The sequence below is a fragment of the Fenollaria sp. genome (assembly GCF_057222035.1).
This window is the reverse complement of the sequence record NZ_JBXXYC010000017.1, coordinates 1-1,546: the sequence shown is the minus strand read 5'-3', so window position 1 is coordinate 1,546 and position 1,546 is coordinate 1. Positions and strand designations below refer to the sequence as shown.

General features: G+C 33.3%; 2 protein-coding genes. One reads left to right on the top strand and one right to left on the bottom strand.

The features are described from left to right. Positions 1-220 (top strand): DUF7010 family protein (locus AC2UOP_RS07290; protein WP_484833030.1); only part of this gene is annotated, 220 nt, incomplete at its 5' end. A 91-nt stretch (positions 221-311) separates the two neighbouring features. Here the strand turns inward: AC2UOP_RS07290 and AC2UOP_RS07285 are convergent. Continuing rightward, on the bottom strand, positions 312-1,175 hold the full coding sequence (locus tag AC2UOP_RS07285) for a TrmH family RNA methyltransferase (protein ID WP_480020974.1): 864 nt from the start codon (positions 1,173-1,175) through the stop codon (positions 312-314). Between the last annotated feature and the right edge of the window lie 371 nt (positions 1,176-1,546).

Here is a 1,546-nt window from a genome sequence, read left to right as displayed (position 1 = left end):
GATTATGGTATACGCTATGGTGTTTGGAGCACATTTATTTCCCTATTCATGGTTGTATCAATCAAAGGGATATACAGTTGCTGCAATTTCCATTCCGATGATTTCTTTGATTTTAGGATGTGCATTTAACGGCACAACGGTTGCTGTTGCGGCATGTATTATTGAGATAGTATTTGCTTGTGTATTACATATGGAATTAAAGAAAATGGGAGATAACTAAAACAAATCCCAGTTTGTCGAGCTAAATAATTAAATAGAAACGCAAGAGATGATAGATAATTAAACTCTATCGTCTTTTTTTATACGATAATTTATCTTTTATAACGCATCATGTAATCATAGAGAATTATTGACGTAGCAATCGATACATTTAAGCTGTCACAGTCACCATTCATCGGTATCTTAATCATCTCATATTGCTTTTCGTACCAAGGAAGCGATATGCCATATTTTTCGCTACCAATCACAAAACAAGCCTTGTCATTATATTCAGTATCCATGTAAATGTCCTTGGCATCAGTATCAGTTAAGTAAATGGTATAGCCATTATCCATTAGATAAGAATAAAGTTCATCGAAACTAGTATCAATAATATTCATATTAAGAAAGCTACCCAGAGAGGAGCGAACAAGTTTCGGGTGATTGATTCTGACCTTTCTATTGATAAAGACAACATCATAGATGGCAAGCGCATCAAGCGTTCTAAGTATAGTGCCGATATTGCCATGAATCTCAAGACCGTCAAGCACAACAAGAGGCTTAGCTGGGTCAATGGATTTGAAGCTGCCTTCATTCATAAAGAAGACCGTGATTATGCCTTGAGGGTTCTTCTCCTCACTTAAGTAGTCAAAAGTTTTCTTAGAGACGAAATAAAGCTTGGCATCTCTTTCAAACGCTTCAGCAACAAGGCTTTGCGCCTCAGCAGTTTTTATGTACTCAGGACAGATGACCAAGTAATTAAGCTTCTTATTGTACTTAAGAATCAAATTCAGTCCCCAAACACCTTCAAGAGCAATCTCATTTAATGGGTTTGGCCTTGAATTGTTATTTAATTTAATAAGACTAAGGATATCAGGATGCTTTTTTGATGCCTCAGTGTATTTACCTGAAAAGACTTCCTTTATATAAGGGATTCTTTCTTCATCACTCATAGAGTTTAAATCAATAAATTTCATATAATCACCAAGAAAATTATAGCACATGAAAAAAGAAAAAGCAATTGAAGTATGTAGACGAATAAAAAATTTGTGTAAAGCAATTTACTTGACAACTACATGGGGCGGATTGTAAATAAAAAGTAAAAATATTTACAAAAAACTTTAAAATTTTTTAAAAAACTTTAAAAAAACCCTTGACAAAGTAAAAAATAAATGGTAGAATGGATAAGTCATCTGGAAAGACAGATGGCAAGCAAAACTGAATAAAAGTGAAAAGAACGATTTAAACCAATCAATTTTTTTATTGATAAATAATTTCGAATTTAAGAGCCAAGGTTAACTTGGGATTAAATAAACCATTTAATCGAGAGTTTGATCCTGGCTCAGGA

Bases quoted from the DNA above. Each gene is read 5' to 3' on its own strand.
- AC2UOP_RS07285 (WP_480020974.1), bottom strand. From the start codon at position 1,175: ATGAAATTTATTGATTTAAACTCTATGAGTGATGAAGAAAGAATCCCT.